At 70.4% G+C, this 23,451-nt stretch carries 23 protein-coding genes; 5 read left to right on the forward strand and 18 right to left on the reverse strand.

The window, feature by feature from the left end:
- Positions 1-41 precede the first annotated feature (41 nt).
- From ACWDMM_RS15665 to ACWDMM_RS15695, 7 genes are all read right to left on the reverse strand, one after another.
- Positions 42-488, reverse strand: a complete 447-nt coding sequence (locus ACWDMM_RS15665; RefSeq protein ID WP_449937985.1) for a hypothetical protein — start codon at positions 486-488, stop codon at positions 42-44.
- Between the two features lie 355 nt (positions 489-843).
- On the reverse strand, positions 844-2,022 hold the full coding sequence (fahA, locus tag ACWDMM_RS15670) for a fumarylacetoacetase (RefSeq protein ID WP_449937987.1): 1,179 nt from the start codon (positions 2,020-2,022) through the stop codon (positions 844-846).
- Entirely contained in the window at positions 2,019-3,215 is a 1,197-nt protein-coding gene (locus ACWDMM_RS15675; RefSeq protein WP_195080766.1) for a homogentisate 1,2-dioxygenase, read from the reverse strand. The genes fahA and ACWDMM_RS15675 overlap by 4 nt, the downstream gene beginning before the upstream one ends.
- A 65-nt stretch (positions 3,216-3,280) precedes the next feature.
- A complete protein-coding gene (locus tag ACWDMM_RS15680) occupies positions 3,281-3,907 on the reverse strand; it encodes a TetR/AcrR family transcriptional regulator (RefSeq protein WP_195080765.1) in 627 nt (208 codons plus the stop codon).
- Positions 3,908-3,978: 71 nt separating this feature from the next.
- Positions 3,979-4,809: an exodeoxyribonuclease III gene (locus ACWDMM_RS15685; protein ID WP_195080764.1), complete on the reverse strand. Its 831-nt coding sequence runs from the start codon at positions 4,807-4,809 to the stop codon at positions 3,979-3,981.
- Positions 4,810-4,840: 31 nt separating this feature from the next.
- The gene (locus ACWDMM_RS15690) at positions 4,841-5,842 is read right to left on the reverse strand and encodes an N-acetylglutamate synthase, CG3035 family (protein ID WP_357207315.1); all 1,002 of its coding nucleotides are present in this window, start codon (positions 5,840-5,842) and stop codon (positions 4,841-4,843) included.
- The gene (locus ACWDMM_RS15695) at positions 5,832-6,422 is read right to left on the reverse strand and encodes a peptide deformylase (RefSeq protein ID WP_449937993.1); all 591 of its coding nucleotides are present in this window, start codon (positions 6,420-6,422) and stop codon (positions 5,832-5,834) included. The genes ACWDMM_RS15690 and ACWDMM_RS15695 overlap by 11 nt, the downstream gene beginning before the upstream one ends.
- A gap of 182 nt (positions 6,423-6,604) precedes the next feature.
- On the opposite strand from ACWDMM_RS15695, the gene ACWDMM_RS15700 reads away from it, so the two are divergent.
- From ACWDMM_RS15700 to ACWDMM_RS15720, 5 genes are all read left to right on the forward strand, one after another.
- Entirely contained in the window at positions 6,605-6,958 is a 354-nt protein-coding gene (locus ACWDMM_RS15700; RefSeq protein ID WP_195080761.1) for a DUF3263 domain-containing protein, read from the forward strand.
- Positions 6,959-7,006: 48 nt separating this feature from the next.
- Positions 7,007-7,564 carry a LytR C-terminal domain-containing protein gene (locus ACWDMM_RS15705; RefSeq protein ID WP_195080760.1) on the forward strand — a complete coding sequence of 186 codons (558 nt, stop codon included), beginning with the start codon at positions 7,007-7,009 and terminating at the stop codon, positions 7,562-7,564.
- Between the two features lie 160 nt (positions 7,565-7,724).
- Positions 7,725-8,411 carry a superoxide dismutase[Cu-Zn] gene (gene sodC, locus ACWDMM_RS15710; RefSeq protein WP_195080759.1) on the forward strand — a complete coding sequence of 229 codons (687 nt, stop codon included), beginning with the start codon at positions 7,725-7,727 and terminating at the stop codon, positions 8,409-8,411.
- Positions 8,412-8,423: 12 nt separating this feature from the next.
- Positions 8,424-9,569, forward strand: coding sequence for a glutamate--cysteine ligase (locus ACWDMM_RS15715; protein WP_195080758.1), 1,146 nt, complete (start codon positions 8,424-8,426; stop codon positions 9,567-9,569).
- A 76-nt stretch (positions 9,570-9,645) separates the two neighbouring features.
- Positions 9,646-11,001: a phosphatase PAP2 family protein gene (locus ACWDMM_RS15720; RefSeq protein ID WP_357207318.1), complete on the forward strand. Its 1,356-nt coding sequence runs from the start codon at positions 9,646-9,648 to the stop codon at positions 10,999-11,001.
- A gap of 192 nt (positions 11,002-11,193) precedes the next feature.
- Here ACWDMM_RS15720 and mnhG read toward each other — a convergent pair whose 3' ends face one another.
- The 11 genes from mnhG to ACWDMM_RS15775 form a co-directional block, all read right to left on the reverse strand.
- Positions 11,194-11,529 carry a monovalent cation/H(+) antiporter subunit G gene (gene mnhG, locus ACWDMM_RS15725; RefSeq protein WP_357207320.1) on the reverse strand — a complete coding sequence of 112 codons (336 nt, stop codon included), beginning with the start codon at positions 11,527-11,529 and terminating at the stop codon, positions 11,194-11,196.
- Complete coding sequence (locus tag ACWDMM_RS15730; RefSeq protein WP_067797007.1) at positions 11,526-11,786, reverse strand: monovalent cation/H+ antiporter complex subunit F; 261 nt, start codon at positions 11,784-11,786, stop codon at positions 11,526-11,528. Before ACWDMM_RS15730 ends, mnhG begins: the two co-directional genes overlap by 4 nt.
- On the reverse strand, positions 11,783-12,358 hold the full coding sequence (locus ACWDMM_RS15735) for a Na+/H+ antiporter subunit E (protein WP_195080755.1): 576 nt from the start codon (positions 12,356-12,358) through the stop codon (positions 11,783-11,785). The genes ACWDMM_RS15730 and ACWDMM_RS15735 overlap by 4 nt, the downstream gene beginning before the upstream one ends.
- Entirely contained in the window at positions 12,355-13,959 is a 1,605-nt protein-coding gene (locus ACWDMM_RS15740; protein WP_357207323.1) for a Na+/H+ antiporter subunit D, read from the reverse strand. The genes ACWDMM_RS15735 and ACWDMM_RS15740 overlap by 4 nt, the downstream gene beginning before the upstream one ends.
- Positions 13,956-14,333, reverse strand: coding sequence for a Na(+)/H(+) antiporter subunit C (locus ACWDMM_RS15745; RefSeq protein ID WP_195080753.1), 378 nt, complete (start codon positions 14,331-14,333; stop codon positions 13,956-13,958). The genes ACWDMM_RS15740 and ACWDMM_RS15745 overlap by 4 nt, the downstream gene beginning before the upstream one ends.
- Positions 14,330-17,233 carry a Na+/H+ antiporter subunit A gene (locus ACWDMM_RS15750; RefSeq protein WP_357207325.1) on the reverse strand — a complete coding sequence of 968 codons (2,904 nt, stop codon included), beginning with the start codon at positions 17,231-17,233 and terminating at the stop codon, positions 14,330-14,332. Before ACWDMM_RS15750 ends, ACWDMM_RS15745 begins: the two co-directional genes overlap by 4 nt.
- Before the next feature lie 110 nt (positions 17,234-17,343).
- A complete protein-coding gene (locus ACWDMM_RS15755; RefSeq protein WP_357207327.1) occupies positions 17,344-18,645 on the reverse strand; it encodes a hypothetical protein in 1,302 nt (433 codons plus the stop codon).
- A gap of 131 nt (positions 18,646-18,776) precedes the next feature.
- On the reverse strand, positions 18,777-21,038 hold the full coding sequence (locus ACWDMM_RS15760; RefSeq protein WP_357109223.1) for an AAA family ATPase: 2,262 nt from the start codon (positions 21,036-21,038) through the stop codon (positions 18,777-18,779).
- 56 nt (positions 21,039-21,094) lie between these two features.
- Positions 21,095-21,535 carry a hypothetical protein gene (locus tag ACWDMM_RS15765; protein WP_449938005.1) on the reverse strand — a complete coding sequence of 147 codons (441 nt, stop codon included), beginning with the start codon at positions 21,533-21,535 and terminating at the stop codon, positions 21,095-21,097.
- A gap of 72 nt (positions 21,536-21,607) precedes the next feature.
- Positions 21,608-21,961, reverse strand: coding sequence for a UBP-type zinc finger domain-containing protein (locus ACWDMM_RS15770; RefSeq protein WP_195080748.1), 354 nt, complete (start codon positions 21,959-21,961; stop codon positions 21,608-21,610).
- Positions 21,958-23,451: an ATP-binding protein gene (locus ACWDMM_RS15775; protein WP_449938008.1), complete on the reverse strand. Its 1,494-nt coding sequence runs from the start codon at positions 23,449-23,451 to the stop codon at positions 21,958-21,960. Before ACWDMM_RS15775 ends, ACWDMM_RS15770 begins: the two co-directional genes overlap by 4 nt.

A 23,451-nucleotide genomic window follows, 5' to 3' on the forward strand; every position in this document is an offset into this window, starting at 1 on the left:
GCCGAGCGAGCGAGTCCGGTCGCCGGGAATCCTGGCCGCGATCAGGACTTCTCGGCGCTCTCCGGCTTGGCCGAATGGCCCGGTGCGCCGTGGGTGCGGCGGGCTTCTTTCATCTCGGCTTCGTAGACGTGGCGGCGGCCGTCCAGCAGTTCGTCCCTGGCGGCCCGCTCGATGTCGCGGAACAGACCGTAGTAGCCGTCCTCGTATTCCTCGACGATCTGGAAGGTCCAGCGCCCGGCCAGCACGTTGCGGCCGATCAACTCGGTGGAGATCCGGTCGGCGATGTGATCGTGCCCTGCTTCGCGGAACAGTTCCACCGCCGTGTCCAGCGCCAGATCCGCCCCGCCGGTCAGCTGGTGGAAGGCGTACAGATGGCCGCGGGCACGCTCGATGGTCTCCAGCGCCTCGGAGAGTTTGCCGGTGGCGGCGACCGTGTTGTCGTCCACGCCGGTGGGGCGGCAGTGCGCTGTATCCGGGCGATCGTTCATGACCTCGCTCCTTGTCCGGAGGGTGGGTGCGGCCGTGAACTCCGCGATCCGGCGGCGGAGATCGAGGCGCTCGGGTAGCGGCGTACCCGCGCGACGCCGTTCTCAAGCATCGAGTGCCCGTCCGAGGCAACCTCGGGCGAAGGCCGATCGACCGGCCACAAAGGGAAGTCGGGCACACCATCGCCGCCCTGCCGATGGCGTTCGCCGGACGGCAGTCCGCCCGTTTCGTAAGCGGGCGTTCGACAGATCGGCCGAAGAAGTCGATCGCGGCATCAGCTCCGTACCGCGCAGCACATCCGCCATGGTGTACCGGGCGGGTCGCGCCCCTGGTACGACGCCGAGCGCCCGGCCGTGTTCAGTGCGGGTGTGCCGGAAGGATACGGCCGGTGACCTCGCCCAACCCGATCCTGGCCGCGTGCGGGCCCGGAGCCGACGCGGTGATGGTCACCTCGTCGCCGTCCTCCAGGAAGGTACGTTGCCGATCGTTCACCGATACCGGCCTGCTGCCGCCCCAGGACAACTCGATGAACGAGCCGCGTTGATCCGGTTCGGGGCCGGAGATGGTGCCGGAGGCGTACAGATCGCCGGTGCGCGTCGATGCGCCGTTCGCCGTGAGATGAGCCAGCATCTGCGCCGGTGACCAGTACATCCGGGAGTAGGGCGGATAGGTGACCGGTTGTCCGTTCCAGGCCACGGTGAGGTCGATGTCCAGGCTCCAGTGCTCGGCGCCGTGCAGGTAGGGCAGCGGCGCGGGCGACTGCTCGGGCAGCGGTATGCGGGCGGACTCCAGGGCGGCCAGCGGCGTGATCCACGGCGAGATCGACGTCGCGAACGACTTGCCGAGGAACGGGCCCAGCGGCTGGTACTCCCAGGCCTGGATGTCGCGGGCCGACCAATCGTTGACCAGCGCGACGCCGAACACCCGCTCGGCGAACTCGTCGATCGGGACCGGCACGCCGAGCCGCGAGCCGACGCCGATCACGAAACCGAGCTCGGCCTCGATGTCCAGCCGCCGCGACGGGCCGAAAACCGGTGCGCCGGAATCGGTCTTGCGCTGCCCGTACGGCCGTGCGATCGCGGTGCCCGACACCACCACGGTGCCGGCCCGCCCGTGATAGCCCACCGGCAGGTGCCGCCAGTTCGGCAGCAGCGGGTCGCCGTCCGGCCGGAACAGGCGGCCGAGGTTCGTCGCGTGGTCGATGCTGGCGTAGAAGTCCACGTAATCGCCGATGCGCACGGGCAGCCGCAACACCACGTCGGCCAGGCGGTGCACCGCGGCGTCGTCCAGCTCGCCGTCGACCGCCTCGCGAATCCGGTCGCGCACCGTGCGCCAACGGGCAGGTCCCTGCGCCAGGAAGGCGTTCAGGCTCGGCTCGGCGAAAACTGGATCATCCAGCAGCACAGCCAGATCGATGACATGGTCACCGAGCCGCACCCCCACGCGGGGGCGCGCGCCGGTCGTCGCGAAGACCCCGTACGGCAGATTGTCCGGACCGAACAGCGAGGCCGGCGCTACCTCGACCCTGGTCCTCACGCGGGGCCCCGGCCCGACCAGGTCCACGCATAGGTCGGGTCTTCGCAGGCCAGCGCCCCTTCGCCGAGTTCGAGCGGGCGGAACGTGTCCACCATGACGGCCAGCTCGTCGAAATACTCGATGCCGATGCTGTTCTCGTAGGCCCCGGGCTGCGGACCGTGGGCATAGCCGCCGGGGTGCACCGACACCGAGCCCTGCGTGATCCCGGAGCCTTTGCGCGCTTCGTAATTGCCGCCGCAATAGAACATGACCTCGTCGGAATCGACGTTGGAGTGGTAGTACGGCACGGGAATCGACAGTGGGTGGTAATCCACCTTGCGCGGAACGAAATTGCAGATCACGAAGTTGCCGCCCTCGAAAGCCTGATGGACGGGCGGCGGCTGGTGGATGCGGCCGGTGATCGGTTCGAAGTCGGCGATATCGAAAGTCCAGGGGTACAGGCAGCCGTCCCAGCCCACCACGTCGAACGGGTGGGTGGCGTAGACCATCCTGGTGCCGACGACCTGTCCGCCGGGACGATGTTTGACCAGCACTTCCACCTCGGTGCCGGTCGCGGTGATGGTCTCGGCCGGGCCGTGCAGGTCGCGCTCGCAGTACGGGGCGTTTTCCAGCAGCTGGCCGAATTTCGACAGATAGCGCTTCGGTGGCGTGATGTGACCGGTCGCCTCGATCACGTACGCCCGCAACGGTTCCGGACCGGTGGGCCGCCAGCGGTGCGTCGTGGCGCGCGGGATGAGCACCTGATCGCCCTGCCGCGCGGGCAACGCGCCGAACACGGTCTCCACCACCGCCGCGCCGGCCTCCACGTACACCAGTTCGTCGCCGATCGCGTTGCGGTACAGCGGCGAGCCGCCCTTCGCGACGACGTAGGAGATGCGCACGTCCGCGTTGGCGAGCAGCAGGCGGCGCCCGGTCACCGCATCGGTCTCCGCCGGGGTGTCGCCGGGGAACAGCGTGTGCAGGCGCAGATGGCGGTGACGCAGCGGATGGTTCGGCGTGGTCCGCTGATCGGGCAGCTCCCAGACCGTCGAATCGACCAGTGCCGGCGGCAGGCCGCGGTGATAGAGCAGGGAGGAGTCGCCGGAGAAGCCCTCCTCGCCCATCAGCTCTTCGTAGTAGAGCCGGCCCTGCTCGTCACGATGCTGGGTGTGCCGCTTCGGCGGTACCGTACCCACTTGCCGATAGAACGCCATGACCGTTCCTCCGCCAGCCGGTGGTCGGACAGTTGATCACCATCGTAGTGCGGCCGACGCGTCTATCAGGCGTTTCGCAGGGCGCGGTAGACCGAGGCCCCGACGAACGCGCCGAGGTCGGCCGGTGTCCAGCCGTCCTGGTCGGCGAGCAGCGCGCGCACCGCCCCTTCCCCCGCCGACACCCACTGCTCCACCAGCACGGGCAACTTGCGTTCGGCGTCCACCGTGCCCCACGCGCGCAGCGTGGGGCGCAGGAGTTTGGTGCAGCGCTCGATGACGAGCGCGCGGCCGCGCCCGAACGACTTCGCGACGGCGGGGTCGGGATTGCCGTAGACCAGCCGCCAGGCGTCGGGCCGGGTCGCCGCCTTCGTCAGCAGTGCGCGAAACCCCTGGACGAACACGGTCTCGTCGGCGTCCACATCGCGTGGCTTCACCACCTCGAGCACGCCGCTGACCAGGTAGCCCTCCTCGCGCTGGATCAACGCCTCGATCAGCTCGACGCGATCGGCGAAGCAGGCGTAGACCACCGGCCTGGTCACGTTCATCCGTTCCGCGATCGCGGCCATGGTGACCGCGGCGATGCCGTCCTCGACGGCGATGGCGAGCGCGGTGTCGAGCACCTGCGGGCGGCGGCGTTCCGGGCCGAGGTGCTGCGCCCGCTGCCGTTGCCCCACGGACGCGTCGCTGTTCATGCCGCCCAACCTGCCGCCGGTGGTCCGGTTGCCGCTGCTGCGGCGGGGGAAGGGCGGCTGTGCCGGGCGGGTCACGCGGACCCGGGTTCGTCGGCGAACTCGGCGATCACCGGGGCGTGGTCGCTGGCGCCCTTGCCCTTTCGCGCCTCACGATCGACCATCGCGTCCCTCACAGTGGCGGCGAGCGCGGGGGAGGCGAGGATGAAATCGATGCGCATGCCCTCTTTGCGCGGGAAGCGCAGCTGCGTGTAGTCCCAGTAGGTGTAGACGCCCGGTCCGGGCGCGAACGGACGCATGACATCCGCGAACCCGGCGTCCACGACGGCCTGGAAGGCGTCGCGCTCCGGCTGCGAGGTGTGCGTCTTCTCGGCGAAGTACTCCACGGACCACACATCGTCGTCGGTCGGCGCGATGTTCCAGTCGCCCACCAGGGCGATCTTGGCCTGCGGGTCCTCGGCCAGCCAGCGCGCGCCGTTGTCGCGCAGCGCGGCAAGCCATTCCAGCTTGTACGTGTAATGCGGATCGCCCAGCGTTCGCCCATTGGGCACGTACAGGCTCCACACCCGCACGCCGCCGCAGGTGGCCCCGATCGCCCTCGACTCGACCACCGGCGTGCTGATCAGCGACTCACCCGCGTCTTTGTCGAAGCCGGGCTGGCCGGGGAAGGCGAACTCGACGTCGGAGAGGCCGACGCGGGAGACGATCGCCACCCCGTTCCACTGGTTGATCCCCAGGTGGGCGACTTCGTAGCCGAGTTCGTCGAAGCGCTCGAAGGGGAACTGGTCGTCGCGGCACTTGGTCTCCTGGATGGCGAGCACGTCGATGTCCTGGCGGTCGAGCCAGTCCGCGACGCGGTCGAGCCGGGAGCGGATGGAGTTGACGTTCCAGGTGGCGAGACGCACTACGGCCTTCCTTCGGGGTGTCAGATCTGTTCTACCGCAGGCCGCCGGGCCCGGCGATCGGTTCCGGCGCGGCGTAGCGATAGGTGTGGTGCTCGATGAAGCCCAGTTCGCGGTACATCGCGCGGGCCGGTTCGTTGGTGGCTTCCACCTGGAGATAGGCGTGGGTCGCGCCGCGGTCGCGGCCCCAGCGGATCAGTTCGGCGCAGACCAGCGAGCCGAGTCCGTGCCTGCGGTGCGCGGCGGCGACGGCCACGCAGGTGAGGCCGATCCAGCGTCGCCCGTCCGGGGCGGTGGTCAGCGCGCCGCGGCCGATCGCGATGGGACGCGGTAGACCGAGCGAGGCGAAGCCGAGTTCGCCGCCGATGACCGCGGTGAGCACGTCGGGATCGGGCGCGGGAACCGTCTGCGCGCCGGGGTCTTCACCGCTGTGACGGTGCATCTCCAGCCAGTCCGCGTGGGGAGCGGGCGCGATCCGCACCATCGAAGGGCCTTGCGGCAGCACGAAGTTGTCGATATCGATGGCGAGCACGATCGTCTCCCGCCAGCTGTGCCAGCCGGGCGGCACCGGGGCCAGCCGATCGGGCAGCGCGAGTTGCACGGGCAGGCCGTGCGCGGTGTACCACTCGCCGATCCGGTGCAGCGTCTCCGCCGACACGGTGGCGGGACCGTCGGAGTTGCCCAGCGGCACAGCGGAATTCGCGCGCCCGGTGTATCCGTGGCCCGCGCGCGCCAGCCAGCCGTCGATCCACGCGTGCTCGACGCCAGGCCAGCCGTAGGCGGCCGCGGCTTCCAGCGCGCGGATCTCCCTGATGCGGATCGGTCGCGGACCGATGGCTTTCAGCGCGATCACGCGTTCCGGCGCGACCGATACCAGCTCGCCGCCCGCGCCGCGCACCGTCGGCGGATCGAGGGAGACGAGTTCGCCGATCACGTCGGTCAGTGGTTGTGGATAACCCGCGGGCAGTTGGTAGCGCAGCACCACGCGACGGCCGAGCGGGATATCGGGCAGGCCGGCCGCGGGATCAGTCGTCATGCCCGAACGGGTCGGGGTCGGTGCCGGGCAGCCAGCTCAGACCCGGTGTGCCCCAGCCGTTGCGTTTGATCGCCTTCTTCGCGGCCCGCGCGTTGCGGCCGATCAGCACGTCCACGTAGAGGAACCCGTCGAGGTGCCCGACCTCGTGCTGGAGCATGCGGGCGAAGAAGCCCTTGCCCTCCACCTCCACCGGCTCGCCGCGCTCGTCGGTGCCGGTCACCTTCGCCCATTCGGCGCGGCCGGTGGGGAACTGCTCGCCTGGCACCGACAGACAGCCCTCCTCGTCGTCGTCCGGGTCCGGCATGGTCTCGGGGACCTCCGAGGTCTCCAGCACCGGATTGACCACGACGCCGCGGCGGCGGGTGGCGGTGCCGTCCGCGCCGAGGTCGGGGCAGTCGTAGACGAACAGGCGCAGCGGAACGCCCACCTGATTGGCCGCCAGCCCGACGCCGTGCGCCGCGTCCAGCGTCTCGAACATGTCCGCGATGAGCGGAGCCAATTCCTCCGGCGATCGAGTGACCCGCTCGGTCGGGTTGTGCAGAACCGGGTCGCCGACGATCACGATCGGGAGGATTGCCATGCGCCAATTATTGCCGTGCGCGCCACGTCACAGCGCCTCGGGTGCCGAACCCGTGACCGGGACTACCGGCCGGTAGGGAACACGCCGCGCTGTGGGCCGGGCGATTCTCCCGGCGCGTGGTTGAATGTTCCGCGACGTACAAGCACCATTTTCGTCTGGTGGTCACTCGGCGAGGGAGCGAGATGGACGGCGCAGCGGCACGGGATCTTCCCGCGACCCACAACGGCCCTTCCGCGAGCGAAGACGGCACGACGGAGCACGCCGCGGCCGAGCAGGCCGACGGTAGCGGACTGACCCGTCGCGAACTCGACATCCTTGCCTTCGAGCGGCAGTGGTGGAAGTACGCGGGGGCGAAGGAGGAGGCGATCCGCGAGCTGTTCGCCATGTCGCCGACCCGGTACTACCAGGTGCTGAACGCGGTGGTGGACCGGCAGGAGGCCCTGGCGGCCGACCCGATGCTGGTCAAGCGGCTGCGCAGGCTGCGAGCGAGCAGGCAGAAGGCGCGCGCGGCGCGGCGGCTCGGATTCCAGGCCTGACCCGGCGATGCGGACCCGGACCCGCTTCGTGCGACTAGGCTCGCGGACGTGAGCTACCCGAACCCCACCTCCGGTGGGCCACCGTTGCGCGCCCTGGCGATGGTGCTGATCGCGTTGGCCATCGTCTTCGCAGGGCTCGGCGCGATGTCGCTGTCGAATTCCGACGCCGACACCGACGCCTCGGGAACCAGCGAATCGCCGACCTCGAGCGCGAGCGCCGCGCCTCAGGTGCCGGCGAGCACCACCGCGCCCAAGGCGTCGATCTCGTCCACCGCGGCGGCGACCGTGACGCCGACCACCACCGCCGCGCCGACCACCTCCACGGCGGCGCGCTCGGTCCCGGTACGCGTGCTCAACAACAGCATGGTGCCCGGACTCGCCGCGAAAACCGCGGGTCAGCTCGAGGCGAGCGGGTGGACGATCGCGGAAACGGGCAACTACCCGGGCGCCAGCATCGCCAAAACCACCGTGTACTACGGGGATTCGTCCGGTGACAAGGAGGCCGCGCAGGCCATCGCGGACCAGCTCGGCGCGTCGGTGGCGCCGAAGTCGAGCGCGATCGGGGACACCGCGCCGGGTGTAACGGTGATCGTCACGGGTAACTGACCCGTGTGGACGCTGGTCGCACGCTCCGACCGGCGAACACAGGTGAGGGCGCGCCGCCCTGTCGGGGGCACGGCGGGACGGCGTGGCATCATCTTGTCCGGTAACGAACGTGTCCACCCAGCTTTACTCGTAAACTCGGTACTCGTAAAGGAGTTCCCCGATGGCCCCGTCCACAACTCGACGCCCTTCCTGGCGGACTGTGACCCCGGTGCTCGCGGTCGCGGTGTTCGGCCTCGCCGCCTGCTCGAACAGCCAGGAGTCGAGTGACGTCCAGGGAACGACTCCGCCGGTGTGGACCGGGTCCCCCGCCCCCGCCGGGCAGTCGAGCACCGAGCACGGCGGAACGCCGAACACCGAGCAGGGCGTGAACGTCCAGCTGAAGGACCCCTCGGGCGCCTCGGTCGGCACCGCGAACTTCGCCAAGGACGGCAACCACCTGCAGATCACCGTCGAGGCCCACGGGCTGCGTCCCGGCTTCCACGGCCTGCACGTGCACCAAGTCGGCAAGTGCGAGCCGAACTCGGTCGCGCCGACCGGCGGCCCGGCGGGCGATTTCCTTTCCGCCGGTGGTCACCTGCAGGTCGGCAGCGCCAACGCGCATCCAGCCAGCGGTGATCTGACCTCGCTCGAGGTGCGTGGCGACGGCGTCGGCAAGCTGGTCACCACCACCGACGCGGTGACGCTGGACGACGTGAAGGGCAAGGCCCTGATCATCCACGCCGACGCCGACAACTTCGGCAACATCCCCAACCGTTACTCCCGCGCCGACGGCGTCGCGGGTCCCGACGAGTCGACCCTAGCGACGGGCGACGCGGGTGGCCGTGTCGCCTGTGGCGTGATCCAGTAGCGCGGGTGGTATATGGCCGGGGCAGGAATCGAGCACGTTCCCTTCGAAGGTTCGCCCCGGCCCACCATCGGGGTCGAATGGGAGATCGCCTTGGTGGACAAGGTGACCCGCGATCTGTCGAATACCGCCGCCGAGGTCTTCGATTCCCTCGGTGACCTGCGCGCCCACGACGGAACGCCGCAGGTCACCAAGGAATTGCTGCGCAACACCGTCGAACTCGTCACCGGCGTGCACGACACGGTGGGCGCGGCGGTGGAGGATCTCACCGGCACGATGAACACGGTGCGGCGCGCGGCCGACCCGCTCGGCGTCGATCTGTTCTGCGCGGGCACCCATCCGTTCGCGCAGTGGTCGGCCCAGCAGCTGACCCGGTCGGAGCACTACGACGAGCTGATCGAGCGCACGCAGTGGTGGGGTCGCCAGATGATGATCTGGGGCGTGCACGTGCACGTCGGAGTCTCGCACCGCGACAAGGTCTTTCCGATCCTCAACTCGTTGCTGCTGTCGTACCCGCACCTGCTGGCGCTGTCGGCGGGCTCGCCGATGTGGTCCGGATCGGATACCGGCTACGCCAGCAACCGGACGTTGATGTTCCAGCAGTTGCCGACCGCGGGTCTGCCGTTCCAGTTCGAGAACTGGACCCAGTTCGAGCATTTCGTGCACGACGAAGTCAAAACCGGTGTGTTCACGCAGTTGGGCGGGATGCACTGGGACATCCGCCCGGCGCCGAAGTGGGGCACCATCGAGGTGCGGGTCTGCGACGGCATCTCCACACGCGCCGAACTCGCCGCGATGGCCGCGCTCATCCACTGCCTGATCGTCGACCTCGACCGCCGCGTCGAGAACGGCGAGACGCTGCCCACGCTGCCGCCGTGGCACGTGCAGGAGAACAAGTGGCGCGCCGCGCGTTACGGGCTGGACGCGATCATCATCACCGACTCCGACAGCAACGAGCGGTTGGTCACCGACGATCTGGACGATCTGCTGAACCGGCTGGAGCCGACGGCCGCGCGCCTCGGCTGCGCGGACGAACTCGCGCTGGTCGCCGAGATCCCCAAGCGCGGAGCCTCCTATCAGCGGCAGCGCCGGGTTGCCGCTGCGTCGCAGGGCGATTTGGTCGCCGTGGTGGACGCGCTGGTCGAGGAGTTGAAACAGTAACGACCCGCCGGGTACCGGTCGGTTGCTGTTCAGCTGGCCAGGGGGACGGCGTTCACCCCCCGTTTACTATGGTCGGATGCTTGTCGAAAACCCGGGTTCCAGCGTAGGAAGCGCGGTCGCGCGCCGCGTATCGCCCACTCGGGTCCGGGTCGCCGCGGCGGTGGGCGCGGTGCCGGTTCTGCTGATCGTGCTGCAGGGCGTCGCCATGTGGCAGGGATTCGAAGGTCCGCTGGAGAGCTTGGGGCGGGACTACATCGGCACACCCAAATCCATGTCGGTGCCGTGGGCCGGACTGGTGCTCGCGCTGGTCGGCCTCTCGGCCCGGCGCCGGGTGATCGCGGTGGGCGCCGCGGTCGCCGTCGACGTGGTGTGGGCGGCCGTCCGCTTGCTTGCGGGCGAGCCGTTCGCGATCGGAAACGGCCCCGTGCTCGTGCTGACCGGCCTGGCGCTGGTGGCCTGGCTGCGCTGGTCCGGCGCCGAACGGCGGGACGCGCTGCACGCCGTCGCGCTCGGCGCGTTGCTCGTGCTGGCCACCAAGGTCGGCGATGTCTGGCTGCACATCACCGTGCTCGGCAGCCCCACGGTGCTGGACGAATACGTGATCCTGGCCGATCACGCGCTGGGTGATCCGTCGTGGGTGCTCGGGCGGGCAGTGGACGCGCTCGGGCCCGTCGCCTACGCGGTACTGCACTGGGTCTACATCGAGCTGCCGGTGGCGGCGATCGTCGTGGCCGTGTGGCAGTTGCGCCGAGTGACGTCGTCGGGCCGGTGGCCGTCGCACTACCTGGTGCGCACCTTCCTGGTGCTCGGCTTGATCGGCCCCCTGGTGTACGTGCTCTTCCCCGTGGTCGGTCCGATGTTCGCGTACGGGCCGGACGGCAACGGGCTGCAACTGGGCAACTACTGGCCGGGAGTGGTGCCGCCGATCGATCGGACGCCGATGCCGCTGTCGTTCGACGCGCCGATTCCGCGCAACTGCATGCCTTCGATGCACACCGCGTGGGCGCTGTCGGTGTTCCTGCACACCCGCCGCGACGACGACGGCGAACCCGCCCCGCGCTGGTTGCGCTGGGGCGGCGCGTTCTGGCTGCTGGCGACGCTCGCCGCCACCCTCGGGTTCGGCTACCACTACGGCGTCGACCTGGTCGCGGGCGCGGTGCTGTGCCTCACCGTCGAGTCGGCGCTGCGCGAACCGGAGCGCGGCTGGGGATGGTTCCGGATCCGGCTGGTCGGCACCGGTGCGGTCGTGCTTGCCGCGCTGCTGCTGTCCTACCGGTACCTCGCCGTCCCGATGGCCGAGTATCCGGTGCTCGCGGGCACGGTCGTGCTCGGACTGCTGGCCGGACTGGCCGCGGCGTTCCACGCGACGTGGTTCGCGACCGCGCGGCAGCCGCGGCAAGCGACACCCGAGGTCGAGCCCGTCGCGCGCTGAGCCGTGCGCGCGACTGGTCGGCGTCGAGCCCGTCGTGGCGCTGAGCCCGTGGTGCGCCAGCCCGTGGTGCGGCTGGTCGGCGTCGAGCCCGTCGTGGCGCTGAGCCCGTGGTGCGCTAGCCCGTGGTGCGCTGCGGCCCCGTGCGTGCGGCTGGTCGGCGTCGAGCCCGTCGCGCGCTGAGGCCGGTCGCGGCTAATCGATGTCGTCGTCGCGCAGCTCGTTGACGCGCAGCAGGCCGTCGCGGTGGCGCTGCTCGCGGTAGGCGGTGCGGCCGATCAGGTGGGCGATCACCGGGGCGGTGAGCAGGGTGAACAGCCCGACGAGCACCAGCGCCCAGACGTTGCCGTGCCCGCGCAGCTGGATCGCGGCGCCCGCCAGCACCAGGATCAACCCGATGACCTGCGGCTTGGTGGCGGCGTGCATCCGGGTCAGGGTGTCGGGGAAGCGCGCGATCCCGATCGCGGCGGTGAGCGCCAGCGTCGAGCCGAGGAGGATCAGGACGCCCGCGAAGACGTGCCACAGATTCATGTGTCGTCTCGCACCCGGAATCGCGACACCGCGGCCGAGCCGAGGAACCCCACCAGCGCCAGCGCGACGATCGCGGGCACCACGGTGGTGTCGGCGCTGTAGGCGGCCCACACGGCCAGCCCGGAGGCGGCTATGGCCATCAACGAGTCGATGCCGACCACCCGGTCCAGCGTGCTCGGGCCCATGACTACGCGATATGTGGTGAGCAGTGCCGCCGCGGTCAGGATGACGGCGGCGATGACGGCGACGACGGTCACGATGTCACCTCCGGGGGTGAGGGCGGCCGGGAGTACGGCCACCCGGTCGGGCGTTCGAAGGCTTCGATCAGCAGGCGTTCCAGCCGCCGGGTGGTGCGGAAGAAGGCGGCCACCGCCGCGTCGCTGCCGACGTCGAGCACGTGCACGTAGACGACACAGCGCCTGCGGTCGATCTCCAGCACCATGGTGCCCGGGATCAGGTTGAGCAGGTCGGTCCACAGCACCAGCACCAGGTCCGAGCGCGTGGCGGAATACACGCGCAGCACCCCGGACACCGGTGGCGGCGCGGGGCGGATCGCCAACCAGGCGACCTGCAGACTCGACTCCAGCGCGTAATACGCGCTCGCCAGGATCAATTCGGGCAGGGGAAGCGGGTTCAGCCGGCCGGACACCGGCACGCGGGGCAACGGCAGCGCGACCATGATCAGCGCGGCGACCGCCAGTCCACCCAGCACATTCGCCGTGCTCAGATCGCCCCACAAAGCCACCCAGACCACCGTGAGCCACATGAGGATGCCGATGCGGACCGTCAGATCGCGCTTGCGGCTCCGCCCGGTCTGCTCGATGCTCATCGCGGGCCTCCGTGCGGATCACCGAGCACCGCGCCGATGTACACGCCGGGATCGCGCAGGTCCGCCGCGGCCCGGTCGGCGATCGTGAGGATCGGCCCGGCCAGCACCGTCAGGCCCAACCCCACCGCCAGCAGCGCCGCCGTGGACAGCACCATCAGCGGCGGCATCCGGCCGGGATCGGTGCGCTCGTCGTAGTGCACGTCGGTCGCTTCCTCGATCAGCGTGGGCGGCTTGGCGGCGGTGAGATGGCCCTCCGGCGCGTCCTCGCGAGGCCGCCAGAAGGCTTTGCTCCACACCCTGGCCATGGCGTAGAGGGTGAGCAGGCTGGTGAGCACGGCGCCGCCGACCAGCACCCAGGCCAGCACGCTGCCGCTCTCCGCGCCCGCCCGCAACAGCGTGACCTTGCCGATGAACCCGGAGAACGGCGGTATTCCACCCAGATTCAGCGCTGGGATGAGGAACAGCACGGCAAGCAGTGGGCTGGCCGCGGCGAGCCCGCCCAGTCTGCGCAGCGAGGTCGATCCGGCCTGTCGCTCGATCAGACCGGCCACCAGGAACAGGGTGGTCTGCACCAGAATGTGGTGCGCCACGTAGAACACCGCGCCCGACAGCCCGGCCGCGTTGGCCAGGCCGACGCCGAACACCATGTATCCGATGTGACTGACCAGCGTGAACGACAGCAGACGGCGGATGTCGCTCTGCGCGATGGCGCCGAGGATGCCGATGAGCATGGTGAGCAGGCCGCACACCAGCAGCACCGAGTCGAAGCCGCCGTCGGGGAACAGCAGCGAATGGGTCCGGATGATCGCGTACACACCGACTTTGGTGAGCAGACCGGCGAACACGGCCGTGACCGGCGCCGGAGCGGTCGGATAGGAGTCGGGCAGCCAGTTCGACAGGGGGAAGACGGCCGCCTTGATGCCGAACGCCACCAGCAGCACGCCGAAGATCGCCGTGCGGGTGCCGTCGGGCACGGCGCCGAACCGGACCGCGAGCTGGGCGAGGTTCAGGGTTCCGGTGGCGGCGTAGGTGAGTCCGATGCCGGTGAGGAAGATCAGCGACGAGACCATGGAGACCATCACATAGGCCACGCCCGCGCGGATGCGTTCGGTGGTCGCGCCGACGGTGAGCAGCACGAAGGACGCCGCCAGCAGGATCTCGAAGCCGACGAAGAGGTTGAACAGGTCTCCGGCCAGGAACGCGGCCGAGACGCCGGCGCTGAGCACCAGATACGTGGGCCGGTAGATCGAGGTCGGCTGCCGCTCGTCGCCGTCGCGGATGTTCTGGCCCGCGCCGTAGAGGTTGACCGACAGCAGCACGATGGACGAGACGAGCAGCATCGCCGCCGACAGCCGGTCCACCACCAGTGTGATGCCGATCGGCGCCGCCCAGTCGCCCACCTGCACCGCCGTGGTGCCGTCCCGGTCGACCAGGAACAGCAGCAGCCCGCAGATCACCACGCCACCGGCGAGCGCACCGACGCTGACCGCGCGCTGGATGCGCGGCCTGCGGCCGAACACGAGCGTGGCCGCGGCGCCCAGCAGCGGGACGAGCACCGGTAGCGGAGCGAGGATCGGCAGCAGGCCGGGGGAGAGGGTCACGTCTCCGGGTCCTCTCCGGCGCGCCGCCGGGCGACATCGACGTCTTCCTGATCGTTGGCGACGTCGTCGCTGGTGGTGAGCGTGTAGGCGCGGTAGGCGAGGGCGAGCACGAACGCCGCGATGCCCATGGTGATCACGATGGCGGTGAGCACCATCGCCTGGGCGAGCGGGTCGGCCATCTCCTCGGTGTCGGCCGAGCCGTGGATGGGCGGTTTGCCGTTGCCGCCGCCCGCGGTGATGATCAGCAGGTTCACCGCGTTGCCGAAGAGGATCAGCCCGAGCAGCATCTTCGACACGGCGCGTTCCAGGATGAGATACACCCCGCACGCGACCAGGATGCCGATCACCACCAGCAGGGTCAGATTCGCGGTCACGTCCGGGGACCTCCGTTCGCCGCGGGGGGCTCGGCGTCGGCGAGTTCGCTGTCCAGCCGCGCGCCGAGACTGCGCAGCACGTCCAGCACCAGGCCGACCACGATGAGGTAGACGCCGAGATCGAACAGCAGCGCGGTGACCACCTTGACGTGGCCGATCACCGGCAGCGAGACGTCGATGATCGCCGAGGACAGCGGCGGCGCGCCGAGCAGCAGCGACGACACCGCGGTGCCGGCGGCCAGGGTGAGGCCCGCGCCGAGGACATGGCCCGCGTCCACGGGCAGCGCCTCGCCCAATTCGTAGCGTCCGCCCGCGAGATACCGCAGCGTGAGCGCCAGCCCCGCCGTAAGCCCGCCCGCGAACCCGCCGCCGGGAGCGTTGTGGCCGGAGAAGAAGAAGTAGACCGACAGCACCATGATGGTCGGGAACACCAGCCGCGTGGTGATCTGCAGGACCATCGACCGTTCGGCCCGGCCGATCAATCTGCCCGCGGGCAGCCAGCTCACCAGTTCCGGATCGTAGTCGGGGGAGTCCGTCGCACGCGGCGCGCTGCCGAAACGCCTGCTGCGGAACACCAATGAGGCGACCCCGGTGGCCGCGACGACGAGCACCGAGATCTCGCCGAGGGTGTCCCAGGCCCGCAGGTCGACGAGCAGGACGTTGACGGCGTTCTTCCCGCCGCCGAACGCGTAGGCGGCGTCGGGTATCCGGGGCCAGATGGGTTCGGCGGTGCGGGCCGCGACGGCGAACCCGGCCATGACCGCGACCACCGTCCCGGTTCCGGCGGCCAGCATCGCCCTGCGCACCTTGAATGCGGCGGTTCGGCTCGCCTCGATCCGCGCGGGAAAAGCGCGCAGGACCAGCACGAAGATCACCAAGGTCAGCGTTTCCACGAGGAACTGGGTCAGCGCGAGGTCGGGGGCGCCGTGCAGCGCGAAGATCACGCCGCTGCCGTATCCGGTCACGCCGACGACCAGCACGCTCGCCAGCCGGTTGCGCAGCACCGTCGCGGCGAGCGCGGTCACCGCCATGACGGCGCCGACGGCCGCTTGCAGCGGCGAATCCCACAGGCGCAGCGTGACACCCGTGCGGGTGCCCACGGCGAGCAGGACCGTCGGCAGGACGATGAGCGTGACCAGGATCGCGGCCTGGCTCAACGGCAGTGAGCCGCGCTGCACCGCGCCGGTCATCCGCAGCGAGAGGGTGTCCATCGCGCGCAGCGTGGCGTCGTAGGCGCGGTCGGCGTTGCCGAGGCGCGGGTGCGCCGATTCGGCGAAGCGGTCGCGCAGCCGCCACAGCACCACACCCACCGCGACGATCAGCAGCGTCGACGCCAGCGCGGGGTCGAATCCGTGCCACAACGCCAGATGCGGAGGCGGCGGCCCGGCCAGTGTCTCGGCATAGGGGCTCAACCGTGCGTCGAGCCAGGCCAGGGCGAAGCCGGCCGCGAGGCTCGCGACGGCGAGGATCACCGGCGCCGCGAGGAACAGCGCACCCGGCGGGTGCCAGCGCAAGCGACGCTCGGCTTCCGGCTGGTCCTCGGCGACGGGTACCTCGCTGGGATGGTGGGCGACGGGCGTCGCGCCGGCAGTGGGTTCCGGCGCGCCGCGCTTGTCCGCGAAAGCGCCCCAGACGAACCGGACGCTGTAGCCGACGGTCAGCATCGATCCCAGTACCACCCCGGCGAATACCACGCCCCGCACGGGCGCGGCCAGCACGTCCGAGTCCAGGACGGCGTTCAGCGCGCTCTCTTTTCCGGCGAAGCCGATCAGCGGCGGTATGCCCGCCATGCTGAGCGCGGCGAGCGCCGCGGTGGCGCACAGCACCGGAGCCCGGCGGCCCAGCCCGGACAGCCGGCGCAGATCCCGCGTCCCCGCACCGTGATCGATGATGCCGACCACCAGGAACAGGCAGGCCTTGAACAGCGCGTGCGCGATGATCATCGTCACTCCGGCCAGCGCGGCGGCGGGCGTGCCGAGGCCGACCAGCACGATCAGGAATCCCAGCTGGCTCACCGTGCCGAAGGCGAGCACCAGTTTCAGATCCACCACTTGGAGCGAGCGCAGCCCGGCCAGCAGCATCGAGGCCAGGCCGAGAGTGAGCACCAGCGGATGCCACACCGGATTCTGCGCGAACGCCGGTGCGAGCCGCGCGATCAGATACACCCCGGCCTTCACCATCGCCGCGGCATGCAGGTACGCGCTCACCGGCGTCGGCGCCGCCATCGCGCCGGGCAGCCAGAAATGCAACGGCACCACGGCGGATTTGGTCAGCGCGCCCACCAGCATCAGGGCCACCGCGACATTCACCGCCGTCCCGCTCGGGGCGGGTGCGCCGAGCAGATCCGACAGCAGATAGCTGCCGTTCGCGGCGCCGAGCACGACGATGCCCGCCAGCATCGTCAACCCGCCCGCGCCGGTCACCAGCAGCGCCTGGATCGCCGCCCTCCGGCTGGCCGCCTGCTCGGCGTTGTGCCCGATCAGCAGGAACGACAGCACCGTCGTCGCCTCCCAGAACACATAGAGCAGCAGCATGTTGTCGCTGGTCACCAGTCCGAACATGGCTCCGGCGAACGCGACCAGCTCGGCGGCGAACACCCCGAGGCGCGGCTCGTCGTCCTCGAAGTACCGGGCGCAGTAGACCAGCACCAGCGCCCCGATGCCGAGGACCAGCGCGCACAGCACCGCCGCGAGCGTGTCGAAGCCCAGATCGATGTTCAGGCCGATGCTAGGCGCCCAGGTGAGCCGAACTCGCTGCGGCTCGGACCAATTCGCGAGCACCCAGACGAAGCCGCCGAGCGGGACCACCGCGAGCAGGTAGAAAGCGTTGCGCCCCAGTGCCCGCACCCACAGCGGAGCCGCCAGGGCGGCTGCCGCATGCACGAGCAGGATTGCGAGCAAACTTCACTCCGTCGGGTAGGGGCGGCGGGGTGTCCGGCACAAGCCTACGGAAGGCGTGCTTTTTCCGGGGAAAGGGTGAGTATGGTGTACGCCATCCGCCCGAACCGAAGCTATATGTCCGCTAATGACTCGCTCTCCGGTTGCCCATTCGTTTGGGACTTGCTGCGCGGCCGCAGGCTGCGCAGCATGACGAGCCCGACGGCGCTGCCGATGACGATGGCCAGCGCGGTGCGGCCCGGAGCCGCGTCGTGTACCGCCACGTCCTCGCGCCAGTCCTTGACCCGGTCCGGCATCACCGAGACCGCCGAAGGCAGATAGAGCGCGCTGATCGCGAGCACGCCGCTGGGCGCGTAGTGCGGCCGGGCCGTGCCGCAGCAGTAACCGGCGGTCAGCGCGATGACTCCGCTGATCACCGCGAAGGCGACGGTGCCGGCGGACGTCGAGGTGATCAGGGCGAAGACCGTGATGCCCGTCAGCAGCAGGATGGCGAGGGCGGTCGACGGCATCCTGACGCCGACGACGAGTCCGGCCGCGGTCAACGCGATGAGCACCGCGGAGGTCCAGCCGGGCCGCACCGCGTACCCCACGGCGTCGACCGCGGCGGTCAGGCTCACGGCCAGATACACGCCGGTGCCGTCGCGGCCGGGCAGCAGCATGGCGGCCGCCGTCGCGCTGACGATCGTCGCCGCGACGACGATCGCGATCTCCACCGCGTGACCTTCCGCCGGCAGTTTGCTGTACTGGCGGCCCAGCCATTCGGTGCCCGCCAGCACCACCAGCGCGAGCACCATGGCGGCGAGGATCGGCGTCACCGGCAGGGCGATCGCCATGCGCGGCGTCTTCGCCTCCTCGGTGCGCTTCCAGTTGTGCAAGGTGCTGATCACCAGCAGGGCGAGCGCCACGCCGATCATCCAGCGCGTGGGGGTCTCCAGGACCGCGTACGGGTCGGCGTTGATGTTCAGCACGCCCGCGAGATCGCCGAAGCCGAAGAAGCCGACGCCGCCCACCGCGAACGCCGCGGCGGGCAGCGGCCTGCGCAGCACCACGGCGCCGAGGCCGCCGAGCAGCACCGCCGCGCAGATCGAGTCGATGTAGTTCTGCGTGGTCAGTATCTCGGCGGTGGCCACCCGGTGTCCGGCGAAGTGGTTGATCAGCTGCGCCAGCGCGGCGGCGGTCGCCGTCGCCCACCCGGTCAGCGGCCGCGATGTGGTGGCGACCAGCACGGCGACCGCCACGGCGACGATCACGCCCAGCGCCGCGCTGCGCGGCACGCTGTTGAGCAGCCCGGCGATCCGGTACGAGGCGGACTGGCCGGAGGGGCTGACGGTGACCGGCAGGAACAGCGTGACGCCCGCGACCGCGGCTCCCGTGAAGGCCGTGGTCGCGTCGACAATGTCGCCGACCCTGCGCACGGTTGTCGAACATACCCGTGGTGATCACGTGATCTTGTGATTGCCGACGATTCGCCCGTAAATGTCTCCGATGGGAAAAATGCGGGAAGCGACGATTTGCCGAAGATTGTCCAATGGGGGTGGTTGGTGACCTAGCCGCGGCTGTCCGCGTACCGGCGCAGCGTGTCTATCTGCGACGGGTCCAGCGAGGGCCGCACCACCGCCTTGGCCGCGAGCACGTCCGCGGCGGTCACGTCGGCCGCGTGCACGTCCCTGCGCATGGCCGCGAGCGCGGATTCACGCAACAGCGCGGCGCAGTCGGCGGCGGAGTAGCCCTCCAGTTCCTCCGCGAGCGCGTCGAGGTCGACGTCGGCGGCCAAGGGCACCGCGCGGCCCGCCGTGCGCAGGATCTCCCTGCGCGCGTCGGCGTCCGGCGGCGGCACGAACACCAGCCGCTCCAGCCTGCCAGGACGCAGCAGCGCCGGATCGATCAGCTCAGGCCGGTTGGTCGCGCCGAGCACCACCACGTCGCGCAGCGGCTCCACGCCGTCGAGCTCGGTGAGCAGCGCCGCGACCACCCGATCGCCGACGCCCGCGTCGGCGCTCTGCCCGCGGCGCGGGGCAAGCGCGTCCACCTCGTCCAGGAAGATCAGCGATGGCGCGGAATCGCGGGCGCGCTGGAACAGCTCGCGCACCGCGCGCTCCGACGAGCCGACCCACCGGTCCAGCAGTTCGGCGCCTTTGACCGCGTGCACGCTGAGCTGACCGGTACCGGCCAGCGCCCGCACCAGGAAGGTCTTGCCGCAGCCCGGCGGGCCGTAGAGCAGCACACCGCGCGGCGGCTCGATGCCGAGCCGGGCGAAGGAATCCGGATGCTTCAGCGGCCACAGCACCGCCTCGGTCAGCGCCTGCTTGGTTTCGGCCATGTCGCCGACGTCGTCGAGGCTCAGGCTGCCGATGGCGAGTTCCTCCATGCCCGAGCGCGACAGCGGCCGGATGACCTCGAGCGCGCCGAGCAGGTCGGGCTGGGTGAGTTGCGGCTCGCCGTGCTCCCTGGCCCGCGAGGCCGCGCGCAGGGCCGCCTCCCGGCACAGCGCCGCCAGATCGGACACCACGAAGCCGGGCGTGCGCTCGGCGATCTCGTCGAGCCGCAACTCGGCGGTCGGCACCCGGCGCAGCAGATACTCGAGCAGCGCCTTGCGCACGGCGGTGGTCGGCAGCGGCAGCGCGAGTTCGCGGTCGCACAGATCGGGGGCGCGCAAGCGCTGGTCGATGCCGGCCGGGTGCGACGTGGTCGCCAGGAAGGCCACGGACGGTCCGGCGATCGCGGCGCGCAGCTGGTCGAGGATGAGCGTGGCGACCGGCTCCGGGTCCGCGGGCAGCAGGGCGTCGATGTCGGTGATCAGCAGGATGCCGCCCTTGCCGCAGCCGATATCGGCCACCGCCTCGGCGACCTCGCGCAGCCGCGCTCCGCTCTCGGCGGCGCCCACGCTGGGGCCGTCGAGCTCCACCACGCGCCGCGATCCAGCGACCGCGCGGGCCAGCGTGGCTTTGCCGACACCGGCCGGACCGGTGATCAGCACGCCGAGATGTGGGCGCGCGCCCAGCGTGCGCAGCAACTCGGGTTCGTCCAACGCGAGGCTGAGCCACTCCTGGAGTTTCGCGGCCTGGCCGCGCGCGCCCGCGAGCTCTTCGACCGAGATGCTCGGCAGGTCGGCGGCCGAGATCCTGGCCATCGCGGCGCCGTTGGTGGCCGCGGCCGTGTCCATGGCGGCGGCTTCGGTGGCGCCCCACGACGCCGTGCCCACCGGTATCGGGGTGCCCGCCCCGGCCAGATCGGCGGCGTCCCGCGCGGCGACCGCGCCGGCCCCCCAGGACACCGCGGTATTCGGCTGCACGCTCACCGGCCCGCGCGGGTCGGTGCCGGTGACGGTGAGCAACTCCGTGGTCCAGGCGATGCCGAAGGTGCGCGACAGCGCCTGGGTGGCCGCCGTGGAGCTGATGTCGGGGCCCAGGTCGCGCGGCAGCAGGGAGACCGCGTCGCCGACGGTGACGACCTTGCCCAGCAGCGCCTGGCGCAGGGTCGCGGCCGGAATGGTGCGGGTGGCGTGCACCGAACCGCTCACCGTGATCTGTTTCGCGCCGTAGACGGTCGCGGGGGAGACCACCACCGTCGCATCCTCGCGCAGCCCCGCGTTGGACAGCGTGACGTCGTCGAGCAGGGCCACCCCGGCGGGCGTGCCCTGGCGGGCGATGCCGACCACCGCGGCTGTGCGCCGCGAGCCGACCAGCATGATCCCGTCCCATTCCCGCAGCCCCAGCGCGGTGAGCGCCTCCGGGTGCAGGCGGACCACCCCGCGCCGGGCATCGGCGGCCGACGAATTCAGGCGGGCGGTGAGTGCCAGTTCTGCCACTGTGCCATTCTGCCGCGCGGCCGGTGATCGGTCACGGCCCGCGAGCTGATCTGCGGCTACTTCTCGACGATTCCGGCGGCGACCGCGACCGAGGTGTCGGCCACGCTCGGCGCCAGGCACACCAGCTTGGCGGTGCCGAGCGCGACATTCGGGCTGCCGTCGAACGGGCCGCCCGGGTTCTCCGCGAGGATCTGCTCGATCAGCGCTTTCTCCGCGTCGGTGTCGAGCTTGCGGAACTCACCGCAGGTGGTGCTCGACGCCGGACCGAGCGCGGGATCGCGCTGCTTCGTCGTGGTGGTGGTGTCCGTATCCGCCGGGGCGGTCGATGTCGCGGTGCCGGAAGCGGTCGTCGTACGGGCGGCCGAGGCTGCCGCCGTCGCGCTCACCGAGCCCTTGCGCAATCCGTTCGCGTCGGTGGACTCGTCCCCTCCGCCGCAGCCTGCCAGCAGGAAACCCACCGTCCCGGCGACCAGGACGATGGCGGAAGTTCGTTTCATACCGTGCTTTCCCGGGTGGATCGTTGCGCCGGAGGCCCCGGCGTTCGCAGCAGCGTACCGGTTGCGGCGCGGTCAGTGGATGTGTGCCTGCCAATCCGCTGGCACCCGTCCGCGCGGGCCCGGCGCGCCCTGATCGGCGGGATGACTGTGCGGCGGCGCCAATTCCGGTCCGCCGCTGAACATCTCTTCGGTCTCGAAGTTGTAGTACCAGTCCTCGCCCGGCTCGAAGCTCTGGATGAACGGGTGCCCGGTGCTCTTGGCGTGCGCGGTGGCGTGCTGGGCGGGTGAGGTGTCACAGCAGCCGACATGCCCGCACTGGGCACAGCGGCGCAGATGCACCCACCAGCCGGAGACCTGCTCGCACTCCAGGCACCCCGGACCGCTCGGTGGTGCGGCCGGGTCGATGCCCGCGATCTGCTCGGTCATGCCTGTCCTTCCTGGTCGGTCGTGGCGACGACTTCCGCTTGGGGGCGGCGCAGCGGCAGCCAGACGGTGAACCTGGTGTCGCCGGGCTCGGAGTCCACCCTGATGTCGCCGTTGTGTTTCTTGACCACGATGCGGAACGAGATATCAAGCCCCAGGCCGGTGCCCTCACCCATCGGCTTGGTGGTGAAGAACGGTTCGAAGATCCGGCCGCGGGCCTCCGGCGGTATCCCCGATCCGGTATCGCCGATCTCCACCACAGCGCAATCGTTCTCGTGCCTGGTGCGAATGGTCAGCGTGCCCTCGCCGTTCATCGCGTACACGGCGTTGTCGATGAGATTGGTCCAGACCTGATTGAGTTCCGCCGCGTAGCACGGCACTTGCGGCAGCGTCCGGTCGTATTCCTTGACCACGTGCACGCCGTCGCCGATCTTGCGGCTGAGCATCACCAAGGTGCTGTCGAGCAGTTCGTGGATGTCGACCACCTGGAACGGCGCCCGGTCCATCTGCGAATACTGCTTCGCGGCGCCGACCAGCGCGGAGATGCGCGTGGTCGAGTCGGCGATCTCGTTCATCAGCAGCTCGGTCTCGATGGTGTAGTTCAGCCAGCGGACGGCCCCTTGGAACACCTGCTCCGGCGCGCCGTCCAGGGTGGCGGCCACCCGCTCCAGCCAGTCGGTGTCGAACCCGGCCTGCACGAAGTTCGGCGCGAGATTCCAGCCGTCGGCGATCCCGTGCTCCTCGAGCCATTCGCCGAGCACGTCCTCGCGGTCGGCGGCCTCCAGCGGCGTCAGCTCCGGAGCCTTCGCGACCTGGGCGGCGGCCTCCTCCTGCAGGCGCACCAACGCGCCGAGGGACGACGGATCGAATTTGCCCTCCGCCATCATGGCCAGCTTGTGCCGCATGCCCGCGACTCGCTCGCGCAGGCCCGCCGTGGCGCGCACCGCGGCGGCGGCCGGGTTGTTCAGCTCATGGGTGAGGCCCGCCGACAGCGAACCGAGCGCGAGCAGCCGTTCCCGCTCACCGATGCGCGCGTTGGTGTTGCGGTTGCCGAAGAACACCCCTTCGAGCAGGTGCACGGCCATCGGGAACCACTCGTGCATCATCCTGGCGAAGATGTCGGCGTCCAGCACGAAGAACCGCGAAGGCCGCGTCACCTGCATCGTCCCGCTGTAGGTCTGATCGACCTTGTCGCCGATGTAGGACATCCAGGCGCCCGCGTAGGCGCCGTGATGCTCGGTGCGGACCAGTTCGATCTCCGCGCCGCCGGACTGCTTGGAGAGCACCAGCTCGCCGTCCATCAGCACGTAGAAACACGTGGCCGGGTCGCCTTCGCGGAAGACCACCCCCGGCTCGATCGTCTCCACCCGGCCGTCGGCGCACAGCCAGGCCAGCTGCTCGTCGTTCAGCTTCTCGAACAGGAACAGGGTGCGCAGCTCGGCGGGATCGCACACCGACCGGCTGCTGCGATCCGCGGTCTGGTTCGAAGTCAT

It is taken from the genome of Nocardia sp. NPDC003726 (assembly GCF_053586955.1).

Bases quoted from the DNA above. Each gene is read 5' to 3' on its own strand.
- ACWDMM_RS15665 (WP_449937985.1), bottom strand. From the start codon at position 488: ATGAACGATCGCCCGGATACAGCGCACTGCCGCCCCACCGGCGTGGAC.
- ACWDMM_RS15675 (WP_195080766.1), bottom strand. From the start codon at position 3,215: ATGGCGTTCTATCGGCAAGTGGGTACGGTACCGCCGAAGCGGCACACC.
- ACWDMM_RS15680 (WP_195080765.1), bottom strand. From the start codon at position 3,907: ATGAACAGCGACGCGTCCGTGGGGCAACGGCAGCGGGCGCAGCACCTC.
- ACWDMM_RS15690 (WP_357207315.1), bottom strand. From the start codon at position 5,842: ATGACGACTGATCCCGCGGCCGGCCTGCCCGATATCCCGCTCGGCCGT.
- ACWDMM_RS15695 (WP_449937993.1), bottom strand. From the start codon at position 6,422: ATGGCAATCCTCCCGATCGTGATCGTCGGCGACCCGGTTCTGCACAAC.
- ACWDMM_RS15700 (WP_195080761.1), top strand. From the start codon at position 6,605: ATGGACGGCGCAGCGGCACGGGATCTTCCCGCGACCCACAACGGCCCT.
- sodC (WP_195080759.1), top strand. From the start codon at position 7,725: ATGGCCCCGTCCACAACTCGACGCCCTTCCTGGCGGACTGTGACCCCG.
- ACWDMM_RS15715 (WP_195080758.1), top strand. From the start codon at position 8,424: ATGGCCGGGGCAGGAATCGAGCACGTTCCCTTCGAAGGTTCGCCCCGG.
- ACWDMM_RS15720 (WP_357207318.1), top strand. From the start codon at position 9,646: ATGCTTGTCGAAAACCCGGGTTCCAGCGTAGGAAGCGCGGTCGCGCGC.
- mnhG (WP_357207320.1), bottom strand. From the start codon at position 11,529: ATGAATCTGTGGCACGTCTTCGCGGGCGTCCTGATCCTCCTCGGCTCG.
- ACWDMM_RS15735 (WP_195080755.1), bottom strand. From the start codon at position 12,358: ATGAGCATCGAGCAGACCGGGCGGAGCCGCAAGCGCGATCTGACGGTC.
- ACWDMM_RS15765 (WP_449938005.1), bottom strand. From the start codon at position 21,535: ATGAAACGAACTTCCGCCATCGTCCTGGTCGCCGGGACGGTGGGTTTC.
- ACWDMM_RS15770 (WP_195080748.1), bottom strand. From the start codon at position 21,961: ATGACCGAGCAGATCGCGGGCATCGACCCGGCCGCACCACCGAGCGGT.
- ACWDMM_RS15775 (WP_449938008.1), bottom strand. From the start codon at position 23,451: ATGACTTCGAACCAGACCGCGGATCGCAGCAGCCGGTCGGTGTGCGAT.